Source organism: Chloroflexota bacterium (assembly GCA_038040195.1).
Classification (GTDB): domain Bacteria; phylum Chloroflexota; class Limnocylindria; order QHBO01; family QHBO01; genus DASTEQ01.
The window spans coordinates 98,620-117,987 of record JBBPIR010000003.1 but is presented as its reverse complement, the minus strand read 5'-3'; the positions used below and the strand labels follow the sequence as shown (position 1 = coordinate 117,987).

Annotated in this window: 18 protein-coding genes; 1 reads left to right on the top strand and 17 read right to left on the bottom strand. The window is 68.7% G+C overall.

Features of this window, described 5'->3' with window-relative positions; genetic code table 11:
* Window positions 1-13: 13 nt before the first annotated feature.
* From groES to AABM41_06005, 4 genes are all read right to left on the bottom strand, one after another.
* The gene (gene groES / locus AABM41_06020; GenBank protein ID MEK6191864.1) at window positions 14-328 is read right to left on the bottom strand and encodes a co-chaperone GroES; all 315 of its coding nucleotides are present in this window, start codon (window positions 326-328) and stop codon (window positions 14-16) included.
* A 524-nt stretch (window positions 329-852) separates the two neighbouring features.
* On the bottom strand, window positions 853-1,689 hold the full coding sequence (locus AABM41_06015; GenBank protein MEK6191863.1) for a TatD family hydrolase: 837 nt from the start codon (window positions 1,687-1,689) through the stop codon (window positions 853-855).
* Window positions 1,656-3,251: a methionine--tRNA ligase gene (gene metG, locus AABM41_06010; GenBank protein ID MEK6191862.1), complete on the bottom strand. Its 1,596-nt coding sequence runs from the start codon at window positions 3,249-3,251 to the stop codon at window positions 1,656-1,658. Before metG ends, AABM41_06015 begins: the two co-directional genes overlap by 34 nt.
* On the bottom strand, window positions 3,248-4,111 hold the full coding sequence (locus AABM41_06005) for an FAD-binding oxidoreductase (protein ID MEK6191861.1): 864 nt from the start codon (window positions 4,109-4,111) through the stop codon (window positions 3,248-3,250). Before AABM41_06005 ends, metG begins: the two co-directional genes overlap by 4 nt.
* Before the next feature lie 201 nt (window positions 4,112-4,312).
* On the opposite strand from AABM41_06005, the gene AABM41_06000 reads away from it, so the two are divergent.
* Window positions 4,313-6,046, top strand: coding sequence for a glycosyltransferase family 39 protein (locus AABM41_06000; protein ID MEK6191860.1), 1,734 nt, complete (start codon window positions 4,313-4,315; stop codon window positions 6,044-6,046).
* 276 nt (window positions 6,047-6,322) lie between these two features.
* Here the strand turns inward: AABM41_06000 and AABM41_05995 are convergent, their stop codons facing one another.
* From AABM41_05995 to AABM41_05935, 13 genes are all read right to left on the bottom strand, one after another.
* Entirely contained in the window at window positions 6,323-6,829 is a 507-nt protein-coding gene (locus tag AABM41_05995) for a hypothetical protein (protein MEK6191859.1), read from the bottom strand.
* A 439-nt stretch (window positions 6,830-7,268) separates the two neighbouring features.
* Window positions 7,269-7,724 carry an SRPBCC family protein gene (locus AABM41_05990; GenBank protein MEK6191858.1) on the bottom strand — a complete coding sequence of 152 codons (456 nt, stop codon included), beginning with the start codon at window positions 7,722-7,724 and terminating at the stop codon, window positions 7,269-7,271.
* A gap of 181 nt (window positions 7,725-7,905) precedes the next feature.
* A complete protein-coding gene (ssb, locus tag AABM41_05985) occupies window positions 7,906-8,319 on the bottom strand; it encodes a single-stranded DNA-binding protein (protein ID MEK6191857.1) in 414 nt (137 codons plus the stop codon).
* Between the two features lie 80 nt (window positions 8,320-8,399).
* Window positions 8,400-9,269 carry a 16S rRNA (cytidine(1402)-2'-O)-methyltransferase gene (gene rsmI, locus AABM41_05980; GenBank protein MEK6191856.1) on the bottom strand — a complete coding sequence of 290 codons (870 nt, stop codon included), beginning with the start codon at window positions 9,267-9,269 and terminating at the stop codon, window positions 8,400-8,402.
* Between the two features lie 5 nt (window positions 9,270-9,274).
* Complete coding sequence (locus AABM41_05975) at window positions 9,275-10,150, bottom strand: NAD+ synthase (protein ID MEK6191855.1); 876 nt, start codon at window positions 10,148-10,150, stop codon at window positions 9,275-9,277.
* Window positions 10,147-11,037, bottom strand: coding sequence for a nitrilase-related carbon-nitrogen hydrolase (locus tag AABM41_05970; GenBank protein MEK6191854.1), 891 nt, complete (start codon window positions 11,035-11,037; stop codon window positions 10,147-10,149). Before AABM41_05970 ends, AABM41_05975 begins: the two co-directional genes overlap by 4 nt.
* A 10-nt stretch (window positions 11,038-11,047) precedes the next feature.
* Window positions 11,048-12,160 (bottom strand): oligopeptide/dipeptide ABC transporter ATP-binding protein, encoded by a 1,113-nt coding sequence (locus AABM41_05965; protein MEK6191853.1) that lies wholly within the window; start codon window positions 12,158-12,160, stop codon window positions 11,048-11,050.
* A gap of 14 nt (window positions 12,161-12,174) precedes the next feature.
* The gene (locus AABM41_05960; GenBank protein MEK6191852.1) at window positions 12,175-13,245 is read right to left on the bottom strand and encodes an ABC transporter ATP-binding protein; all 1,071 of its coding nucleotides are present in this window, start codon (window positions 13,243-13,245) and stop codon (window positions 12,175-12,177) included.
* The gene (locus AABM41_05955; protein MEK6191851.1) at window positions 13,242-14,228 is read right to left on the bottom strand and encodes an ABC transporter permease; all 987 of its coding nucleotides are present in this window, start codon (window positions 14,226-14,228) and stop codon (window positions 13,242-13,244) included. The genes AABM41_05960 and AABM41_05955 overlap by 4 nt, the downstream gene beginning before the upstream one ends.
* On the bottom strand, window positions 14,225-15,301 hold the full coding sequence (locus AABM41_05950; protein ID MEK6191850.1) for an ABC transporter permease: 1,077 nt from the start codon (window positions 15,299-15,301) through the stop codon (window positions 14,225-14,227). The genes AABM41_05955 and AABM41_05950 overlap by 4 nt, the downstream gene beginning before the upstream one ends.
* A gap of 115 nt (window positions 15,302-15,416) precedes the next feature.
* Complete coding sequence (locus tag AABM41_05945; protein MEK6191849.1) at window positions 15,417-17,099, bottom strand: ABC transporter substrate-binding protein; 1,683 nt, start codon at window positions 17,097-17,099, stop codon at window positions 15,417-15,419.
* Between the two features lie 125 nt (window positions 17,100-17,224).
* A complete protein-coding gene (locus AABM41_05940) occupies window positions 17,225-18,322 on the bottom strand; it encodes an oligopeptide/dipeptide ABC transporter ATP-binding protein (GenBank protein ID MEK6191848.1) in 1,098 nt (365 codons plus the stop codon).
* Complete coding sequence (locus AABM41_05935) at window positions 18,319-19,299, bottom strand: ABC transporter ATP-binding protein (GenBank protein MEK6191847.1); 981 nt, start codon at window positions 19,297-19,299, stop codon at window positions 18,319-18,321. The genes AABM41_05940 and AABM41_05935 overlap by 4 nt, the downstream gene beginning before the upstream one ends.
* Window positions 19,300-19,368: the final 69 nt, after the last annotated feature.

The following is a 19,368-nucleotide window of genomic DNA, read 5'->3' as shown; positions in this document are numbered from 1 at the left end:
AAACTGAGACGGGCTATTCGATGACGGCGAGGATGTCCTTCTGGGACAGGATCAGGAGCTCCTCTTCGTCGAGCTTGAATTCGGTTCCCGCGTACTTCTGGAACAGGATCTTCTGGCCGACCGCGAGCTCCATCGGCTCCCGGGTGCCGTCGTCGAGGGTGCGTCCTGGGCCGACGGCCAGGACCGTCCCCTCCTGGGGGCGCTCCTTGGCGGTGTCAGGTATGACGATCCCGCTCTTGGTCATCTCCTCGCGGGCGGTGGGCCTTACGACCAGCCGATCTCCGAGGGGCTTGAGCTGGGTCGCGGTGGCGTTGACCGAAGTGGCCATGAGAGCCATGTCCTCCTGATATGAACCGATGCCGGGCGGCACCGTCAAAGGCGTTTGTCATGCACTCGCACTGGGAGCGCCGGGTGGACCGATGCGATCCGTCCCCGTTTCCGGGTTCTGGCACTCAACCAGTGAGAGTGCTAAACGGAAGGTATCAGGTGCGGGGCGCGACTGTCAAGGCGAACGGCGCAGGATAGCCGTCCCAGGCGGCTGCATTGACCCACGGGCAATGTTCACCACATGAACACATCGGCCAAAGGGAACACGCGGTCGGGTCGGAATGGGCCGAATGTGGCCGTTGGATGTCGTTCTTGTCCGTGTGGTGAACCAAATCGTCAGGAAGGGGGCGGTGAGCCTCGAGTTGCGGCGCCGGGCGGGCCGTTCGGTACATGTCATGAACATTGGGCAGCTGTCCGGCGCTACCGCCGCGGGATGGTTTGCCTGCGTGCCCGCAATGCCGGAAGCAGGCCGCCGAGACCGATGGCGAACGGGACGAGGCCCAGGACGGACGATCCCGAGGACCCTTACGAAGCCTGGCCTTGGATTCCGGCCAGGGCCCGGCCAGCGGCGGTCGCCACTGCCTCGACCGGTTCCTCGCGAAGGCGGGCCAGCATGGCGGCCGTACGCAGGACGGTGGTCGGCTCGTTTCGCTGATCCGGTGCGAGGCCCAGGTACGGGGAGTCCGTCTCGACCAGGAGGTTCGTAGCCGGGATCGCAGCCGCGGCAGCGCGAGGGCCGGCGTTCTTCGGGAAGCTGACCGGCAAGGCGAACGAGATGAGGTACCCGGCCGCGGCCAATGCGGTCGCCATCCGTGCGTCTCCCGAGAAGGCGTGCAGGATCCCGGGCACGCCGGAGAGTCGCGGGGCATGGTCCAGGAGAACGGCGGTGATGTCCCCGTGGGCCTCGCGGTCGTGGACGATGACCGGCTTGCGGACGCGCGCCGCCAGGTCAAGCTGACGCGCGAAGGCCTCCCGCTGCACGTCCGGCGGGGAGAGGTTGCGATAGAAGTCGAGCCCTATCTCCCCTACCGCCCGCGCAGCCGGGTCGGTGGCCATACGCTCGAGTGCATCCCAGTCGGCAGCGGTGGCCGCGGCGACGTAATGCGGGTGAATCCCGACCGCTGCGTCGAGCAGGTCCGGGTGGCGGGAGGCCAGGGCCAGCGCGGCCTCGGACGAGGCGCGGTCCCATCCGGGAACCAGGATCCGGACCAGCCCCGCCGCGCGGGCGCGGTCCAGCACCGCATCGAGGTCGTGGGCGAAGACCTCGTGCTGAAGGTGGGCGTGGGCGTCCACGATCCCCGGCAGCCGGTCCGGGACGATGAGGCGGGTCAGGGCGGCGAATCCCCCTGGTCCACGACCCACTCGTCGGCGTCCACCTCGACTCGCGGGAAGAGCGGCGCCGGCGGCCCGGTCCGGCGAGGACCCGGTTCGGCGCCCCAGGTCAGCAGCGCGTCCAGCCCGGGGCCGCCGGCGCCGCGGTCGTCATACGGGGGTGGCGTCCCGACCTGGCCCAGCAGGTCGGCGGCCGCCCCGGGGCAGAAGGGCGCCAGCAGGTGGCCCAGGATCCGGCACGCCTCCCCCAGGGTGGCCAGCACGGCACCGGTGCGATGTGACTCCCCTGCCTTGTGGAGTACCCACGGAGCCTGTAACTCGACGTAGCCGTTTGAAGCACGGGTCAGCGTGCCCAGCGCGGCGAGCGCCTCGTCGAAGTGCAGCCGCTCCACGGCGGCTCGGTACTCGACGACCGCAGTCTCGGCTATGGCTCGCAGCTGCTCATCGGCATCGTTCAGGTCGAGGCTGTCCAGGTCGGGCAGGTGCCCGTCCAGGTATCGGCCTGCCATGGAGACCGTCCGGTTGACGAGGTTACCGAGGTCGTTGGCGAGCTCCGCGTTGTAGCGGCGCACGAGGCCCTCGGCGGTCACGTCGCCGTCGCGGTCGAACGGGATCTCGCGCAGGACCAGGTAACGGACGCCGTCCACCCCGAACAAGCCCTGGGCAACGTTCGGATCGAGCACGTTGCCTCGTGTCTTGGACATCTTCTCGCCGCGCATGAGCATGAAGCCGTGGGCGAACACCTGGCGCGGCAGCGGCAGCCCGGCGCTCATCAGCATCGCCGGCCAGTACAGGCAGTGGAAGCGGGTGATGTTCTTGCCGATGACGTGAACGTCGGCCGGCCACCAGTGGGCGAAGGCCTCCGGGTCGTCCGGGAAGCCGGCACCGGTGACGTAGTTGGTGAGCGCGTCGAACCAGACGTAGATGCGATGCGCCGGGTCGTCCGGGAACGGGATGCCCCACGTCCCGCCGGCGCGGCTGATGGAGAAGTCCTGGAGCCCGTCGCTCAGCCAGCCCAGCACCTCGTTGCGGAACGGTTCCGGTTCGCAGAACGACGGATTGGACCGATACAGCTCCTCCAGCGCCGCCTGGTACTTGCTCAGGGCGAAGAAGTAGTTCTCCTCCTCCAGCAACTGCAGCTCCAGGGTCGGATGGTCCGGACAGCGCCCGTCGACCAGCTGGCTATCGGTCTTGAACTCGTTGTCGCCGGTGCAATACCACCCGGCGTAGGTGCCCTTGTAGATATCGCCGGCTGCCTGGGCGCGGCGGACCATCTCGGTCGACGCCCGGGCGTGGTCGGGGTCGGTGGTCCGGATGAATCGGTCGTAGCTGATGGCGAACCGATCAAACCCGGCCTGCCAATTGCCCGCCCACTCGTCGACCAGCGCGCGAGGCTCCACGCCACGCTCCTGCGCTTGGCGTTCCAGGTTGGCCGAGTGCTCGTCCATGCCCGTCAGGAAGCGGACCTCGCGCCCGGTAAGGCGCTGGTAACGCACGAGGACATCGGCCCCGATAGCCTCGAACAGCGAGTGCAGGGCTGGCCCCGGGCTGGGGTAGAAGATCGCCGTGGTGAGGTAGAAGGGCTCGGTCACTCCGCTGGCCCTCCGTGAGGGCGGGCCTTGGGCCAGTACAGCTCCTTGCGGATCTGCTCCGTCGGGAAGCCGCGGTTCAGCGCGATGGCCTCGGCCGCGGTGATCATCTCCGGGTTCCCGCACAGGTACAGGGTCGTGTCGGCGGGGGTCAGGTCGTGGAGGTCCAGCTCGTCCGCAACCACGGTCTCCACCCGACCGGTCAGCCCCTGCCAGCCGGGGTTGTCCGCCGGGCGCGACAGGGTGGCGGCATAGTGGAGCGGCAGCTTGCCGTCGGCCTCGATCTCGGTCAGCCATTCGCGCCAGGCCAGGTCGCGCTCAAAGCTGGCCCCATGCAGAAGGTGGATCTCACGACGCTCTCCGTGGGCCAGGAGCGTCTCGATCATGCTCATGTATGGGGCGAGGCCGGTCCCGGAGGCCACGAACAGGGCGCGGCGGCCGTCGTCCTGGAGCACGAACTTGCCTTTGGCTCCCTTGATACCGATCGTGTCGCCGATCTTGAGCTGCCAGAGCAAGGGGGTGAACTCCGCGTCGGGTACGAGGCGAATGAAGAACTCGTACTCGGACAAGTCGTCTGGCGGCGAGGAAATCGACATCGGGCGTTGGATGACCTTCCCCTCGGGCCCGGGCAGGGCCAGCGTGGCGTACTGCCCCGGGGTGAACGGGAATGGGGTCTCGTTAGCGGATACGCCGACGATCGCCAGCCCCTCCGCCACCTCGTCCCAGCGGCTCAGCCGCCCGTTGTATGGGTACTCCTGCCCCATCGCTGCTCCCGGATGCCCGCGGCGGCGCCGGCGTCGAGCCGCCTGCCACAGGCGGACCGGGGCCGCGGGCGGCCAGTATATCGGCGCCGCGAAGTGCATCCGAATGAGCGTAGGTGTGCCGCTTGAGCCAGTGTCAGGGCGGCCCGGTCCCTGCCGACTGGTGGAACCGCCGGAAGGTCTATGCTCCCGATGCGGTGCAAGCCATCGCCGACTGCGCTGCGCAACGCCAGTGATGGCCCCCGGCGAAAGCGCCAGGGATGGATGGTGCCCAGCCGGGCGCTCAAGGAGGGATCAACGTCGATGCGCCGCGTTGCTGTGCTACTCGTCGTGCTCCTGGTCATGCTGCTGGCGGTCACCGAACGGCTGACGCAGCTCGATTCCGCGGCGGGGTTGTCCAGCGCCAACCACGACGAAGGGGTCTATGCCACGGCGGCGCGGCTCTTCCTGCATGGCGTTCTGCCCTACCGCGACTACTTCTTCGCGCATCCGCCCGCGGCGGCCTTCGTCTTTTCTCCTGCGATGCTGTTCGACTCGAGCGCCTGGGGCGGTCCAGGGTCGTTCTTGGCGGCGCGCCAGCTGTCGGTGGCATACGGCCTCATTTCGGTAGCGCTGGTGTTCGCGATCGGCCATCGGCTCGCGGGCTGGTGGGGGGCGACCGCGGCGGCGCTCGTCTGGTCGCTTGACCCGCGCGTCGTGGGGCTCAGCGCCCAGGTGAGGATCGACGTGCCGATGGCCATGTTCTCGTTCGCCGCGATCGTCGCGTACCTCGCCGTGCACCCGGCCTTGGCGCCTCGCGTCACGCTGCGCCGCCAGATGACCGGGCTCGCGCTTGCCGGCGGACTGGCCGCACTGAGTGCGCTCACGAAGGCGGTCGGCGTGACGGTGCTGTTCGCAATCGCCCTCGATCTGGTCTGGCGCCGCCTCGGCCCACGAGCCGAGCCGCAGGTGCCCTCAGCGCCTCTGTTAGGAATCATGCTCCTGGGCGCCGGCGCGGTCTCCGCGATCGTGCTGACGCCGTTCATGATCGCGGCGCCGGGTGAGCTGCTGCCCCAGGCCGTCTTCTTCCAGCTGCTTCGACCGCACACAGAGATTGGGCTGATGGATCACATCGGGCAGTTGGCGGAGCGGCCGGACCAAGTGCCGATCCTTGTCATGGCGGGACTGGGGCTGGCTGTTGTGACCATCTCCGTGGCCATCTGGGTCGCCTTCGCCCTCTGGCCCCGCGGTCGTGATGGCCACCGCTTCGCGGGGCCGCAGCTGGCGGGCTGGCGCGTCGTCGTGTTGTGGGCCGCGTTCAACGCCCTTGTCTTCACGTCGACCCGACACGTCCTACCGCAGTACCAGCTCCATCTCCTGGCTCCCCTGGCGCTTCTCGCGGCTGGCGTTGGCCTCATACCGCTGTGGCTCAAGAGCGTCCGACCCGTGTCTGCACTGATCCGGCGCTGGGAGGTCCCAGCGTTGATCCTCGTGCTTGTCGCTGTGGCCGCTCAGCAGCTCCCGTCGTGGAGCCGGATCGCGGGCGGCTACGTTCCCGAGTACGTGAGGATGAGCCGGTACATCCGAGAGGCGGTGCCGCCCGAGGCCCAGGTGCTCGTCCTGGACGCGCGCGTGGCGTTCCTTGCCGGCCGCGAGCCGAGCCGCGGCGCGTTCGGGTACCTCGTCGACCCCTATGGCCACCTCGTCTTCCTCGGCCTCGAGCTCGCCGGTCGAAGGCCCGTGGAGATGCTTCAAGCCGTCGTTCGGGGCGAGGAGCACGACTGGAGCAGTGTGCTGGCGAGTCGTCGGGCGCAGGCCGACCTGCTGGCGCGACTCTGCGACGCCGATCTCGCGGTCGTCCACGAGAACGAGCGGTGGCGCCTTGGACCTTCCACTGACACCCTCCGAGCACTCGCCGATGAAGTTGAGCGGTACGGGAGTTATCTGCTCTATGTCTTAGCTCCGTCGGCGGAACGCACCGAGCCGTGCAGTGGTGGTGCAGGGGTCGAACGCTCGAGAAGGCGGTCGTGGTCGGAAGGTCTGTCGGTCATTCGCTGAGTGCCGATGCGCAGGAACCCTGCCCGTTCCGCCGTCGCCCCCGCGTCAGCGCCACGCGCAGCTCACCATCGACCACTGCGCCAACAGCGGCGCCACCAGCTCAAGCACCGCTTGTGGGCCGGCTCTCGCGGGCAGGAAGGCGACTACGTCCTTACGTCGACCTTTCTGGACGCCGATGTCGGGCTCGGACGCTTCCAAGCGCTTCCAGCGGCTCCTACAGGCCGCCTGCCCAGGCTGCGTTAGCCTTGGAACGTCATCGTTCGGGACCGAGGGGCGTCACGTCGTCAGGTGGAAGGTGACGCTCCCCTTGACGGTCGCGGCGTAGGTGATGCAGTGCCCCCACAGGAAGATCCGGTGGTGGGTCACGACCGCCTCAAAGTCCGCGGTGCCCGCAGTTGGCCCGGTGAGGGTCAGGTCTCCGACCACGCGGTAGGTCTGTTTGCCGCAGGGTTGGACGTCCGTCTCCAGCGTAATTGAGCCGCCGGGGTCGAATGTTCCCGCCAGGTCGCGGAGTTCCCCGTCGAAGGCAAAGCTGCCGCCGGTGACCTCGGCGCTCTTGTTCTTTTTCGTGGGCACCGAATCGTGGTCGATGGTCGCCTGCCAGGTTCCGTAGTCATCGGTCGCGACCGCGACGCCCACGAAAACACCGGTGAATTCGGTCGCCGCGATCTCGCTGCCCCTCAGCGCATAGGTTACGTCCGTGGCGGCCAGCGCCATCGTGGGCATGCTCAGCATCCCGAGGCTGAGACTGGCTGCTAGGGCGATTCTGGACAATCGATTCATGGATCGGCCTCTCCTTCCCGTTCGGCGGGGTCGCCGCCGGCTGAGGCCATTATCCGTCCCCGCCGCCGGGGACGGACTAACCAGATCGGTCTCGAGCCCTCGACACGCGGCCTACATGGCGACCACGGCCTCGAGAGGCTCCTCGGCGGCTCGGTCCTCCTTGGCGTATTCCTACTTGCCCCGCCCGGACAGCATCTCGAGCGAGTTCGCCACGACCTCAGTTTTCCAGTGGCGCTTACGCCAATGTCAGGTTTATCCCAAGCCTGATCTGAGGGTGAGGCCGGGGTCGCCTGCACGCTACCGTCGCAACGCCACCCGCAGCAACGCCGCCCGCTGGGCTATCAACGTCGCGCGTAGGCGGCCATGCAGATCGCCGTCGACCGCTATCACCCGCCAGTCCTCGACGTCGACCGCACAAGTCGTTAGAGGTGCAGTGCGCTTACAACCTGCCCGCTTCCATCAGGCCCTTCAGGGTGGCGAGATCGCGGTTCCACCGCCGCCTGCCAAGGTTCATCCAGAGCGGCTTGGCCAGCTTGACGAGTCCGCGTGCCTCAAACTCCGCGTCAAACACGACCTTTGTGCCGCCTTCGACCTGCTCGAAAGTCATCAAGAGCCGGCCAGCCGTTGGTCCGGACTCGGTCTTCATCGCGACTCTGTGGTTCGGCTCGAATACGGTGACCTCATGGTCGGCCTCGATGCGCCTGCCGAGAATCTTGCCGGCGGACCGAAACGTCGAGCCCACCCCATGCGGCTCAGGCGAAGTCCATTTCTCCTCGATCGCGATCGAGGACCACTTCGGGCCGGTCTCGGGGTTGCTCAGCACCGCGAAGACATCCTCGATAGGCCGGTTGATCGTGACGCTGGTTTCGTCTCTTACCATGAATGGCCCTTCCACTGCGAAGTACGGTCGCTTCCCCGCTCAGCACCGCTCGCGGTGCCATGCCCGGTAGGTCTACATGGCCAGGGAGTCCGACACAAGAACCCGTGCGGCGGGGTCGCCGCCGGCTGAGGCCATTATCCGCCCCCGCCGCCGGGGACGCCCTAGCCAGATCGGTCTGGAGCCCTCGACACGCGGCCTACATGGCGACCACGGCCTCCAAAGGCTCCTCGGCGGCGCCGTTGGTGACGCTCGCGGCGTCCTCGGCGGCCTCCGCCTCCTTGGCGTATTCCTTCTTGCCGCGGCCAGAAAGCATCTCGAGCGAGTTGGTCACGACCTCGGTCTTCCAATGGCGCTTTCCCGCGTCGTCGTCCCACTGACGGGTCTGCAGACGCCCCTCGAGGTCGACCAGCTGCCCCTTGCCCAAGAACTGGCCGCAGATCTCGGCGAGGCGGTCCCAGGCCACGATGGCGTGATACTCGGTCCGCTCCTCGGCGCCGGTCCCACGGTACTCGTTGGTGGCGATGGTGAAGGTGGCGACGTGTTTCCCGCTGGGCAGCGTCCGCAACTCCGGGTCGCGGGTCAGCCGTCCAACCAGCAGCACCTTGTTCATGGGAAGTTCTCCTCCAGCCCGGCAGGGCTTATCGGCTCACCCGGCGAGTGGGCGGCAGGGAGAAGCTAAGACGGAGGTCCTTACCGACGGCTGACGGGCGGCTTACCGGCCGCCTGGGCAGACCGATACGCTTCACGACGGGGTACGCCCGCGGCGCGCAGGAGGTCAGCCGTGGCGCGGTCAGACAGCCCGGCGCGACGCGCGGCCGCGGTGATGGCCCCCAGGTCCGGGCCGGCGGCGAGCACCGGGGCTGTGAGGCCCGAGATGACCAGGGTGAATTCGCCGCGCGGCGCGGCCAGGACAGAGGCCACCTCCGCCGGCGAGCCGACGACCACCTCTTCGTGGAGCTTGGTCAGCTCCCGGCCGGCGGCGACCCGAAGGTCGGGATGGGCATCGGTTAATGCCTCGAGCTCGGCCAGCAATCGGCTTACCCGGTGCGGAGCCTCGAACAGGATCAGGGGCAATCCCAGGCTGCCCGCCGCACCGGCCAGGCGTTCGAGCGCCGCGCGGCGGGCGGCCACCGGCCGGGCGGGCAGGAAGCCGCCGAATACGAATCCGCTCCCCGCCACGCCTGCCACTCCCGCCACGGCCAGCGCGGCGGTCACGGCCGATGGCCCGGGGACCACCTCGATGGCGTGGCCCGCGGCGCGGGCGGCAGCCACCAGCCCCGCCCCCGGATCGGAGACGGCCGGCATGCCCGCGTCGGTCGTGAGAGCAATGGTCTCGCCCGCCGCGAGGCGGCCCAGCAGCACCGGCAGCCGCTGTGCGGCGTTGTGCTCGGTGAACGACAGGGTGGGCCGCCGCGCCCCGATGAATTGCAGCAGCCGGGCCGCGACCCGGGTGTCCTCGGCGACCACCAGGTCGGCCTCGCGCAGGGCGTCGGCCGCCCGCGGCGATAGATCTCCGAGATTGCCGATCGGCGTCCCGACGACCAGCAGCCGTCCGGCCATCCGGCTCAGGCCCGGCGTCGCGAACCGGGGCGCCGGCGCGGGTAGAGGTGATCGATCCCCGGCGTGCGGAGGCTGACCTTGGCCACCGGCGGCGTCTGACGCTTGAACTCGTATCGCGCGACCCGCTCGGCAGTCCAACGTACGAGCGCCTCGTCCAGGCCCGCACCTACGCAGCGCTCCACGGTCCAGCGACGGTCCACCAGGGCGTACAGGATGCGGTCCAGGTCGTCGTACGTGGCGCCCAGCTCACCCTCATCGGTCTGTCCCGGCCACAGATCGGCCGATGGCGGCTTGGCGACGATCTCAGGCGCCACGCCCAGCTCGGTCGCCACGGCCCGCAGCTGGCTCTTGTACAGGTCGCCGATGGGCTGGATGGCAGCCGCCATGTCGCCGTGCAGGGTCCCGTACCCGAGCAGGGCCTCGGTCTTGTTCGAGGTCCCGCACACCAGGGCGTCGAACGCGGCCGAGCGGTCGTACAGGACCATCATCCGCAGGCGGGCCAGGACGTTCCCGCGCCGGACGCGGACGTCGGCCTCGTCGCCGTCACCGATCAGGGTCAGCATCGGTTCGGCCATGGGCGTGATGTCCACCCGCTGTGAGTCGCAGCCCAGGCCCTCGACCACGCGCAGCGCATCGGTCTCTGATTCGGCAGCGCTGCTGCGAAATGGCATCCGGACCGCCAAGACATTGGCCGGGCCCAGCGCCCGGACGGCCAGGTGGGCGACCGTGGCGCTGTCCACCCCACCCGAGACCCCGACCACCAGGCGCCCGAAGCCGGTCTGCTCGAGCTGGCGCCGGATGAAACCGATGATGACCGATACGACCTGGGGGGCGTCAATCTGTGGGAGCGGCGCCGTCTCGGGCGCGGACGCCGGGCTCATCCCTCTGCGGCGGCCTCGGCCGGCGCTTCGAGACCGGCACGATCGGCGATGATGCGGTCCAACTCGCGACGGGTCAGCTCCAGCCGCTCGTCGGCCAGGATGGGGAGCTGGTAGCGCTGCATCCGCAGGTCGTCTGTGTCGAAACTGCCGACCACCAGCGCCTCCTCGTACAGCGGAGCCTCGGCCAGCACTCCCCCGCCGGGGCCGATCAGCCGTGAGCCGCCCCAGAAGGTCAGCCCCTCCTCGTTGCCGACCCGGTTGCAGAATGCGACCGCCACCGTTCCCAGCAGGGCGTACGTCTCCTGCATCTTGTGCCAGCCGGCGATGGCCGCCAGGCCGGCGGCACTCCCCGGGGCGCGAGCGGGGCCGGCCGCCAGGTTGATGAGGAGTGCGGCTCCGTCCTGGGCCTGGAGCAGGGGCAGCGACGGGTGCCAGAAGTCCTCGCAGATGCTGATGCCCACCCGACCCAGCGGCTCGCCGACTTCGGTGGTCCGGATCCGGTCGCCGGGGCGGGTGAAGCGGCCCTCGTCGAACATCCCGTAGGTGGGCTGGTAGACCTTGCGGTGGAGCCCCACCAGCTCGCCGTCGCGCAGGAGGGCGGCAGTGTTGGCATACCGATGCTCAGCCGTCTCCTCCACGAAGCCGATGGCCACCAGTATTCCGGGTGTTTCGCGCGACACGGCGGCCAGACGCGGGTCGCTGGCTGGCATGGCCACCTCGGGGACGAGATCGCTCAGCAGGTACCCGGTGAGCGCCAGCTCCGGGAACACGACCAGGTCCGCGCCCTCGGCCGCCGCGGCCCGGGCCCGCTCCGCGGCCATCTCGAGGTTGGCCGCCACCTCACCAAGGTGGGGTGCCACCTGGGCCAGGGCGACGCGGACCTCCACGTCGCCAAGCCTAGCCGACCGGCGCCTCGGTCGGGACGGGCGCCGCTTCGTCGGCCGCCTCGGCCGAGGCCAGGCCCGAGCTCCCGGCGGCGGCGGCCGCGATCCGCCGCTGACGGTTGGTCGGTTCGAGCAGCTCCTCGGCGTAGTGGCAAGCGACCTGATGGCCGCCGCCGACGGTCCGCAGCTCGGGTCGCTCGGTGGCGCAGCGATCGGGGTTGCCGAGCTGGGTCCGCAGCCAGCAGCGGGTATGGAATCGGCACCCCGACGGGGGGTTGACCGGCGACGGGACGTCCCCGCGCAGGATGATCCGCCGCCGCGTGGCGCGATCCGCCGGTCGGGCCACCGGCACCGCCGACAGCAACGCGATGGTGTAGGGATGGACCGGCACGCGATAGATGTCCACCGAGCCGGCGACCTCGACCAGGGCGCCGAGGTACATGACCGCCACCCGATCGCTGATGTGCTCGACCACGCCCATGTTGTGGGCGATGAACAGGTACGTCAGGCTCAGGCGGCGCTGGAGGTCGCGGAGCAGGTTCAAGACCTGGGCCTGGATGCTGACGTCCAGGGCGCTGACCGGCTCGTCACAGACCAGCAGGTCCGGCTCCAGGACCAGGGCCCGCGCGATCCCGATCCGCTGCCGCTGACCGCCCGAGAACTCGTGCGGGTAGCGCCGGGCGTGGTAGGGCTGGAGGCCAACCAGCTCCATCATGCGGGCGACCTTGTCGGCCCGCTCTCTTGCGTTCCCGATGCCGTGGATGCGGAGCCCCTCCCCGATGGCGCTCGCGATAGGCGACCGGGGGTCGAGGGACGCATACGGGTCCTGGAACACGATCTGCATCCGGCGTCGGTACGGTTTCAGGTCGCTGCCCTTCAGGTCGGTGATGTCCGTTCCGTCGAACACGATCCGACCGCCGGTGGGCTCGATCAGCCGCAGCAGGGTCCGACCCACCGTGGTCTTGCCGCAGCCCGACTCCCCCACCAGGCCCAGTGTTTCGCCGCGTTGAATCTCGAAGCTGACGTCGTCGACCGCCTTCACGTCCCCCACCTTGCGCTGGAGGAGGCCGCCACGCAGGGGGAAGAACTCCGACAGGTGCTCGACCTGGACCAACGCCCCGTTCATGGCCGCTGGGCCGGTCACAGGACGCGCGCCCCCTCGATCTGGGCGCCGTCAAGGTGGTGGTAGATCCAGCACCGCACGTCATGTCCCGCGGCCGCGCCACCGACCGGGCGCAGCTCCGGATGCTCGGTTTCGCTGTGCGCGACCTGCTGTGCCACCCGTGGCACGCAGCGGGGAGCGAAGCGGCATGCGGCCGGGAGGTCGATCAGGTTCGGGACCGAGCCCGGGATGGTCATCAGCTCGTCACGCACGTCGCCCAGGGTGGGGACCGAGCCAATGAGACCCCGCGTATAGGGATGCTTGGGATCGAAGAACAGGGTGGCGGTGTCGGCCTGCTCGACGATCTCCCCGGCGTACATGACCGCCACCCGGTCGCACATTTCCGCCACCACTCCCAGGTCGTGGGTGATGAGGATGATGGCCGTACCGGTATCGGCCTGGAGCGCGCGCATGAGGTCCAGGATCTGAGCCTGGATCGTCACGTCCAGGGCCGTGGTGGGCTCGTCTGCGATCAGCAGCTCCGGCTCGCAGGCCAGCGCCATGGCGATCATGACCCGTTGGGCCATGCCACCCGACAGCGAATGGGGGTAGGCCTCCAGTCGTCGCTCGGGGTCCGGGATCCCGACCATGCGCAGCAGCTCGCCGGCCCGCGTGCGGGCGGTCTTGGTCTTCATCCCCTTGTGGATCTCGAGCACCTCGGCGATCTGGCGACCCACGTCGTAGACCGGGTTCAGGCTGCTCTGCGGCTGCTGGAAGATCATGCTGATCCGCTCACCGCGCAGCTTCCGCAACTGGTTCGGGGCGATGGTCAACAGGTCCTGGTTGTCAAACACGATCTGGCCGGCCTCGATCCGCCCCGGGGCCGCAATGAGGCCCAGAATCGAGAGCGCGGTGACGGTCTTGCCGCAGCCGGACTCGCCGACCAGTCCCAGGATCTCGCCGCGATCGACGTGGAAGTCGACCCCCGTCACCGCCCGCACCACGCCGTCGCGGGTATGGAACGAGGTCTGGAGCCCGCGAACCTCGAGCAGGCGATCGCCGTGGCGACCGACCCGTCGCGGGATGTCCGCGATCTCGGCCACGCTCATCGGTTCAGGCGCGGGTCGAGCGCGTCGCGCAGGCCGTCGCCAAACAGGTTGAAGCCAAGGACGCTGATGGTGAGCGCCATCCCGGGGGCCAGGATGAGCCATGGCGCGTTGAACAGCTGGTTGCGGTCGAGGGCGATCATCGAGCCCCACTCGGCAAGCGGCGGCTGCGCGCCAAGGCCGAGGAACGACAGGGCGGCCACCTCCAGGATGGCGCCGGCGATTCCCAGCGTGCCGGCCACGATCAGCGGCGTCAACGCGTTCGGGAAGATGCGCCGGAACAGGATCCCGCGCCCCGACTCGCCCAGGGCGCGCGAGGCGGTGACGAAATCGCGCTCCCGGACCGACAGGACCGAGGCGCGCATGACGCGTGCATAGACCGGGATGGCCACCACCCCGATGGCGATCTGGGCATTGATCAGGCCGGCTCCCAGGACCGTGACGATGGCGATGGCCAGCACGAGGGCAGGGAAGACGAGGAACACGTCCATGATCCGCATCAGGACGTTGTCCACGCCGCCGCCCAGGAAGGCCGCCAGGGCCCCGATGACCGAACCGATGACGATCGCGAAGCCGACCGTCAGCACGCCCACGTACAGCGATACGCGGGCCCCGAACACGACTCGGCTGAAGACGTCGCGCCCGTTGCGGTCGACCCCGAAGTAGTGCTCGGGTCGAGCTTCGGGACAGCCGAGGAGGTGGACGCACGGGCCTTTCTGCTCGGTGGTCAACCCCTGCTCGATCCCAACCGCCGCATCGGGGTTGTACGGCGCGATGAGCGGCGCCAGGGCGGCAGTCCCGACCAGCAGGGTGAGCAGGATCAGTCCGACCTGGGCCGAACGCTGGCGGAGGATGCTCTGCACCGTGTCCCGCCACAGGTTGCCGGGCCGCGCGGTGAGGGCCTCAGCTTCCGCGACAGACAGGGTCGCAACGGCCTGCTCGCCAAGCGAGTCCAGGGCGACCGGGACCGGATCAGGCGATTTCATTCGAGGCGGATCCGCGGATCAAGGAACGCGTACGACACGTCCACCGCCAGGTTCACGGTCAGGTAGAGGATGGCCGTGATCAGGGTGACGGCCTGGATGACCGGGTAGTCCCGACCGAGGATCGACTGGGTGATGGTCAGGCCGATTCCGGTCAGCCCGAAGATGGTCTCGGTCAGGACTGCGCCGCTGAGCAGGGCGCCCAGGGTCAGACCGATCACGGTCACGACCGGCAGGATCGCGTTCCGCAGCGCGTGGCGCAGGACCACCCGTCGCTCGATGACCCCCTTGGCCCGGGCCGTCCGGATGTAGTCCTGCCCGAGGACCTCGAGCAGGCTGGACCGGGTCATGCGCGCGATGAGGGCCAGCGGGATGGTGGCCAGCGCGATGGCGGGCAGGATGAGGTGGACCACCGCATCGCCGAAGGCCCCCCATTGACCAGTGATGAGGGTGCTGATGAGGTACATGTTGCCGACGAAGTCGACCAGGACACGCAGCGGACCCTCGAGATCGGCCATGCCCCAGGCCTCGGCCAGGGGCACGATGATCACGCCCGCCGACAGCCGCCCGCTGGGGGGCAGCGCGAGCGGCGTGTCCTTCAGGACCACCGCAAAGAAGAAGATCAGGATCAGGCCAAGCACGAAGACCGGGATCGAGACCCCGAAGTTGGCGAACATCATGGTCCCCACGTCGACCTTCGAGTTGCGACGGGCCGCCGAGGCCACCCCCAGACCGATCCCCACCACGGTCGCAATCGTCAGCGCGAACAGGGTCAGCTCGATCGTGACTGGCATCCGCTCGACCAGGATCTCGGAGATCGGTCGCCCGTAGGCGATCGAGGTGCCCAGGTCACCCGAGACCAGGTCGCCGACGAATATGCCGAACTGGACCGGGATCGGCTCGTCGAGGCCGTACCGATCACGGAACGCGTCGCACGCCTCTACCGTGGCGCGTTGCCCCAGGGCGACGAAGCACGGGTCGCCCGGCAGCAGCCGCGCGATGGCGAACACCACGAAGATGACGCCGGCCAGGACCGGAATGGTCAGGAGCAGGCGGCGGGCGATGAACTGGAGCATTGGCGCCGAGTGTAGTGCGCTGTCCCGAGGCGGGGAATAGCAACGGACGCCACCCGGAGGTGGCGCCCGTTGCGACGTTTCGTCTGCGGGCTCGCGCCCGCCGATGGCTTTTCGGTTACTCCTCCGCCGGAACGTTCAGGAACCCGGCGAACAACCCGGCCCAGTACTCGAACGACCCGGTGCGCCCGATATGGAGTGGATGCGCCATGTCCCACTGCACTGCGTACGACAGGACCACGTCGTTGGCGTCGAAGCGAGCGCCATTGTGGAACGTCACGCCGGAGCGCAGGTTGCAGGTGAACGAAGTCGCGTCCGCGTTGCCGACGCACTCCTCCGCCAGGGCCGGGATCGGGGCCACGCCGCCGACCTCGTACTGGTACAGCGGCTCATTCACCTGTTCGCACAGGCGGAGGGTCTCTCCGTCCGTCTCATCCGCGCAGTACAGCGCGATGGGCTCGGCGTTCTGCATCCAGACCATCTGGGCGCGGTCGCCCGGCGTGACGTGCGCGAACGACTCGTTGCCGAGCGGCGACGCATGGGCTCCGGTGACATCCGCCAGCCAGGCGGTGGCCGAGGCTCCGTGGGAGATGGGAACCATGGGGACGTTCTCACGGATGGCGTTGTTGGCCTCCACGTAAGAGGCGCGACGCACTTCCGTGTCCAGCGTGGTGGCGGCCGTGGTGAGCGGCTCGGTCACCGCCGGGAACGTGTCCCCGAACTGGTGGTTGGCGTCGTTGTTGAAGTGGTAGTCCAGGAAGTTGGTGGGATCGGGGTAGTCGGCGCCCCAGCCGAGCAGGTACAGCCCGCTCAGCGCACCCGCCGTCGCGTTGTCGAGGAACGTCCCCGACTCCTGGACCTCGATCGTGATGTCGATGTTCAGGTTTGCCTTGAGCTGTTCCTGGAGGTCCACGGCCACGACGTTTGGATCTGGCAGGTAGCCCCGGACCACGTCGCGGTAGTTCAGAACCGTCGAGAAGCCATTGGTTAGGCCGGCCTCGGCCAGCAGCGCCTGGGCTCCTGCAACGTCGAACTCGTACCACTCATCACCCTCACAGCCGAGCGGAATGGAGCACGGCGTGAAGTGCGACGCGGCCTCCGAGCCCGGCGGGTAATACTGGTCCACGATGCGCTGCCGGTCGATGCCCATCGCCAGCGCCTGGCGGACGCGGACATCGTCGAACGGCTCGAAGTTCTCATTGAAGCCGACGTAGAACGTGTTCAGCGCGTCGCGCTCGATGAGCTGCAGATTGGCATCGTTCCGAATCGTGTCAAAGTCGTTGGGTGCGGGGTTGTCGATGCCGTCCACCGTTCCCGCCTGCAGCTCGAGCAGGCGCGCGGCCGACTCGGTGGTCCAGCGGAAGACGAGCTGGTCGGCGCCAACGTTCTCGCCCCAGTAGTCGGGATTCTTATCGAGGACCAGCTGGATGCCGCGCTGCCACTGGGCCAGGGCGTAGGGCCCGGTGCCATTCGGGGCGGCCAGGATCAGGTGGTTCTCCATGTTGTTCTCGAGATCGGCCGTGTCGGCGATCGCAAATGCGGTGAACGCGATCTTGGACAGGAAGGCCGGGTCTGGGTAACACAGGGTGAATTCGACCGTCAGCTCGTCGACGGCCTTGATCTCGGAGAACTCGCCGCCGTAGTCGCAGTCCGCCGGACCGCCCTCGGGGTACGAAATCGCCGAGAAGGGCGCCGCGCTCTCGGCGGCACCCTCGCTCGCCGCCGGCGACTCCGATGCGGTTGGCTGACAGGCAGCCAGCACCAGGCCGAGCACTACGAACAGGGGGAAGACTTTGCGCATCCGGGTAACCCTCCGCTTCCTCGTTTGATCCGACAGGGTGTGGGCGATGGGCCGGCCTGAGGGCCAGCCAAGTCGCATCAGCATATCAGCCCGCCATATCCGCGGCGACCGGTCGCTCCCCTCCTTTACGCGGTTGCGGCGGCCGCGGCGGGCGCCGCGGGCTCCGCCGTCTCAGGCAGGTGGGCCACCCCGATGTCGCTTTTCAGGGCGTCCTCCGCGAAATGACACGCGGCAAAGTGCTCGGGCCGGACCTGGAGCAGCGCCGGCTCCTCGGTTCGACACACATCGGGTCGCCCCAGGCTTTCATACAACCAGCACCGGGTGTGGAACCGGCATCCGGGCGGCGGATTGACCGGGGAGGGCACATCACCGGTGAGGATGACCCGCTTGCGCTTGCGCTCGGTCTTGGGATCGGGGATCGGGACCGCGGACAACAGGGCGCGGGTGTACGGGTGCCCGGGACCGGCGTACAGGATGTCCGGCGGGCCTACCTCCACCAGCTTGCCCAGGTACATGACGCCGACCCGGTCGCTGATGTGGCGCACCACCGACAGGTCGTGGGCAATGAACAGGTAGGTCAGACCGAAGCGTTCCCGGAGCTCGACCAGGAGGTTGAGGACCTGGGCCTGGATCGAGACGTCGAGCGCACTGATCGGCTCGTCGCACACGATGAACTCCGGCTCGACCGCCAGGGCGCGGGCAACCCCGATCCGCTGGCGCTGGCCGCCGGAGAACTCGTGGGGATAGCGGTTGCGGTAGTTCGGGTTGAGCCCGACCAGCTGCAGCAGCTCCGCCACCCGGTCCTGGCGCGAGCTCTTGCTGCCCAGGTTATGGGTGTCCAGGGGTTCGCCGATGATGGACGACACCGTCATCCGCGGGTTCAGCGACGAATATGGATCCTGGAAGATGATCTGCATCCGGCGACGGGCGAGCCGCAGCTCCTCGCGGGACAGGCTCATCAGGTCGCGGCCGTCGAAGTTGACAGTGCCGGCGGTCGGGTTGCGGAGTCGAATGACCGCTCGCCCGGTGGTGCTCTTCCCACATCCCGATTCCCCCACCAGCCCGAACGTCTCGCCGCGGCTGATCGCGAAGGAGATGTCGTCCACGGCGCGCACGTCCCCGGCGCGACGCTGGAGCAGGCCGGCGTAGATCGGGAAGTAGACCTTCAGATGGTCGACGTCGACCAGCGGCCCTGCCCCGTTGCCGTCTCCGGAGCCGGTCACGGGATCCATCCGCCCGGCTCGGTCCCGAAGCAGCGGGCCTGATGGCCCTCACCGTCGCGCGGGGTGAGCTCCGGTTCCTCGGCCCGGCAGCGATCCTGGGCGTAATGGCAGCGCGGGGCGAACCGGCATTCCGCGCCCGGATTGATGAGGTCGGGCGGCATGCCTTCGATCGTGCGCAGTCGCGCCGCTCGGGTATCGGTCAGCCGCGGGAGGGAGTCCAGCAGGCCCCATGCGTACGGGTGCCGCGCCTTCTCGAAGACATCGTCGACCACCCCGGTCTCCACGATCCGACCTGCGTACATGACGTTGACCCGGTGGCACATGCCGGCCGCGATGCCCAGGTCGTGAGTGATCAGCATGACGGCCGTCCCGAACTCGGCAGAGAGCGAGCGGATGAGGTCCAGGATCTGAGCCTGGATGGTCACGTCCAGGGCCGTCGTCGGCTCGTCGGCCAGCAGCAGCATGGGATCGCATGCCAGGGCGATGGCGATCATGACCCGCTGCCGCATCCCGCCCGAGAACTGGTGCGGGTAGTCGCCCATCCGATCGCGGGCGCGCGGGATGCCGACCTTGGACAGCAGCTCCACCCCCCGATCCGCGGCGGCGTTGCGCGACAGGCCCAGGTGGGTGCGGGCCGACTCGGAGATCTGGAAGCCGATGGGCAGGGTCGGGTTCAGGCTTGTCATGGGGTCCTGGAAGATGAAACCGATCTTCCGTCCGCGCAGGCGGCGCATCTCGGCGGGTGACAGCTTCAGGATGTCGATGCCGTCGAAGATGATCTGGCCATCGGTAATCTGCCCCGGCGGGTCGGGAACGAGCCGAACCAGGGACAGCGCGGTGACGCTCTTCCCGCAACCCGACTCGCCGACGAGCCCCAGTGTTTCGCCGTAATCCACGTCGAAGCTGACCTCGTCCACGGCGTGGACGACCCCCTCGCCGGTGAAGAACTGGGTCGACAGGTTCCGGACCTCGAGCAGCTTGCGCGCGTGCGGGCGGTTGTCGGCCAGCCGTTCAGCGAGCCGCCGGCCCTCCTCGGTCGTGATCTC